Origin of the sequence: Streptomyces sp. Isolate_45 (assembly GCF_024721315.2) — a bacterium.
Classification (GTDB): domain Bacteria; phylum Actinomycetota; class Actinomycetes; order Streptomycetales; family Streptomycetaceae; genus Streptomyces.
This window is the reverse complement of record NZ_JANFAK020000327.1, coordinates 1-2,624: the sequence shown is the minus strand read 5'-3', so window position 1 is coordinate 2,624 and position 2,624 is coordinate 1. Positions and strand designations below refer to the sequence as shown.

General features: G+C 68.5%; 1 protein-coding gene. It reads right to left on the bottom strand.

Features of this window, described 5'->3' with window-relative positions; translation table 11 throughout:
• A partial coding sequence (locus tag NOD94_RS40750) for an amino acid adenylation domain-containing protein (protein WP_281211290.1) occupies positions 1-2,624 on the bottom strand: 2,624 nt, incomplete at both ends.

Here is a 2,624-nt window from a genome sequence, read left to right as displayed (position 1 = left end):
CGGAGTTTGATCTGGTGGTCGGCTCGGCCGGTGAAGATGAGTTGGCCGTGGTGGTTCCAGCGGGCGATGTCGCCGGTTCGGTACATGCGGCTGCCGGGCGGGCCGTAGGGGTTGGCGGTGAAGCGCTCGGATGTCAGTGAGCTGCGGTCGTGGTAGCCGCGGGCGAGTTGGTGGCCGGCGAGGTAGAGCTCGCCATCAGTGCCGGGGGCTGCGGGGCGTAGGGCGTTGTCGAGGATGTAGGCGCGAGTGTTGGTGAACGGCCGGCCGATCGGGATCGGCCCGTCGGGCAGCGTTCCGCTGGGGATGCGGTACTCGGTGGCGTTGACGGTGTTCTCGGTGGGCCCGTACGCGTTGATGACCTGGGTGTTGGGGTGGGTGCTCTGCCAGGTGGCGAGCTGGTCGGTGTGGAGGGCTTCGCCTCCGAGGATCAGGGTGTCGCTGGGGGACACGGTCGCCGGCAGGGTGTTGAGGATGGCGAGGTGGCTGGGTGTGGCCTTGATCAGGGTCGGCTGGTGGGTGCTGGTTTCGAGGCTGGTGAGGTGGACGGTTCCGCCGTTGGTGAGCGGGGTCCATAGGGCGGTGACGGTGAGGTCGAAGGCCAGCGGTGAGTGCAGCAGGGTCGTGCCCGAGGTGGCCGGGTAGGCGGTGCGCGCTCGGTGGAGGTAGGTGGCCAGGGCGTGGTGTTCGATGATGACGCCCTTGGGGCGGCCGGTGGAGCCCGAGGTGTAGATCATGTAGGCCGCGTGGAGCGGTGACCACGCGGACGGGCGCTCTGCGTCGCTGACCTGCGCATCGGAGTACGTCGCCAGTACGTCCGTCGCGACGGGTTCGGTGAGGGTGAGGGCCGGAACGGCGTCCGTGAGGATGTGGCTGATGCGGTCGGTCGGATATTCGGGGTCGACGGGCAGGTAGGCGGCGCCGGCCTTGAGGACGCCGAGCATGCTCACGATCGCGTCCGTCGTTTTGGGCAGGACGAGGGCCACGAACTGTTCCGCCCGCACGTTGTGGGCGATCAGGTGACGGGCGACCTGGTTGGCGCGGCCGTCGAGCTCCCCGTACGTGAGGGAGTTCCCGTTCTCGTCCGTCACCGCGACCGCGTCCGGGGTGCGGGCGGCCTGCTCGGCGAAGAGCTCGTGCAAGGGGGTGTCGGAGTGCGGGGTGTCGTCGCCGTTCCACTCCACCAGGACCCGCTCGCGGTCGGCGGCGCTGATGAGCTCGAAGTCCTCGATGCCCCGGTCGGGAGCAGTGGTCATGGCGGTCAGGACGCGGACGAAGTGGTCCGCGATCGACTGGGCCGACGCCTGCTCGAAGAGATCCGTGCTGAAGTCCAGCGAGGCGCTGATACCCGTGGGCAGCCGGTCACCGTCGAACGACTCCGAGACGGTGAAGGCCAGGTCGAACTTCGAAGCCGATCGCTCGACCACCTCGTACGCCACGTCCAGGCCCGGCAGCTGCGCGATCTCGGCGCGGGCACCCTCCTGATCCGTGTTGTTGAAGGTCAACAGCACCTGGAAGAGGGGGTGGTGGGAGAGGGTGCGGGTGGGGTTGAGGGCTTCTACGAGGCGTTCGAAGGGGAGGTCTTGGTGGGCGTAGGCGGCGAGGTCGGTTTCGCGGGTGCGGGTGAGGAGTTCGCGGAAGGTGGGGTTGCCGCTGGTGTCGGTGCGTAGGACGAGGGTGTTGATGAACATGCCGATGAGGTGGTCGGTGGCGTCGTCGGTGCGGCCGGCGACGGGGGTGCCGATGGGGATGTCGGTGCCTGCGCCGAGTCGGGTGAGGAGGGTGGCGAGAGCGGTTTGGGCGAGCATGAAGGTGCTGGTGTTGGTGGTGCGGGCGAGTTCGGTGAGGCGGGTGTGGGTGGTGGTGGGGATGGTGAAGGTGATGCGGTCGCCGGCTTGGCTTGCGGTGGCGGGGCGGGGTCGGTCGGTGGGGAGGTCGAGTTGTTCGGGGAGGTCGTGGAGGGTGTTCTTCCAGTGGGTGAGTTGTTGGCCGGCGGTGCTGGTGGGGTCGGTGTCGTTGCCGAGGAGGGTGCGTTGCCAGAGGGCGTAGTCGGCGTATTGGACGGGGAGAGGGGCCCAGTTGGGGGCTGTGCCGTTGGTGGTTCGGGTGGTGTAGGCGGTGGTGAGGTCGTGGGCGAGGGGGGTGCGGGACCAGGCGTCGCTGGCGATGTGGTGGATCAGGAGGAGCAGCACGTGCTCCTCGTCCGAGACCTGGAACAGCACAGTTCGTAGGGGGAGTTCGCTGCCCAGGTCGAAGCAGTGACCCACGGCCTCCGTCAGCTTCTCGCCCAGCTCGTCCTCATTCACCTGGACGACCGTGAACGACGTCTCGGCCACGTCCGCAGGAACGATGATCTGGTGCGGCCCGTGCTCCTCGTCCTCGGCGAAGGTGGTGCGCAGGCTTTCGTGGCGGGCGACGACGTCACCGATGGCCAGGCGCAGGGCGTCGGTGTCGAGCCGGCCGGTGAGGCGGAGCGTGGTGGGGATGTTGTAGGTGGGCGTGGGGCCTTCGAGTTGGTGGAGGAACCAGAGGCGTTGCTGGGCGTAGGAGAGGGGGATGTGGTCGGGTCGGGGCTGGGCGGTGAGGGGGATGCGGGCGTCGGCTGCTTGGTCGAGGGCGGTGTTGAG